Source organism: Acinetobacter sp. 24-47-67 (genome assembly GCF_056779735.1).
Genome location: NZ_JBWYIK010000048.1, coordinates 1 through 284, shown reverse-complemented (window position 1 = coordinate 284; position 284 = coordinate 1). Strand labels below are relative to the sequence as shown.

Sequence of the window (284 nt, the reverse complement as noted above, 5' to 3'; positions counted from 1 at the left end):
ATCTGCACGTAACTTTGGTCCAATTATGGCCATGGCAGCAGATATCACCATCGCGCAAGTATCAGAAGTCGTGGAACTCGGTGCCTTAGATCCTGAACACATCATCACCCCAGGGATCTTTGTACAACACGTTGTACAAGTTCAACCTGCGCAGTAATTTGAGATTGGAGAATTAAAATGAGTTATCAAAAATTAACCCGTGATCAAATTGCTGAACGTGTTGCACAAGATATTCCTGATGGTGCTTATGTCAACCTTGGGATTGGTTTACCGACCAAGATCTC

At 43.3% G+C, this 284-nt stretch carries 2 protein-coding genes; both read left to right on the top strand.

Annotation, left to right across the window (positions count from 1 at the left end; genetic code table 11):
* Positions 1-157, top strand: a 157-nt coding sequence (locus tag AC1M9K_RS14620; RefSeq protein ID WP_481589655.1) for a CoA-transferase, incomplete at its 5' end; no start/stop codon positions are given.
* A gap of 20 nt (positions 158-177) precedes the next feature.
* A partial coding sequence (locus tag AC1M9K_RS14615; protein WP_481589654.1) for a CoA-transferase occupies positions 178-284 on the top strand: 107 nt, incomplete at its 3' end.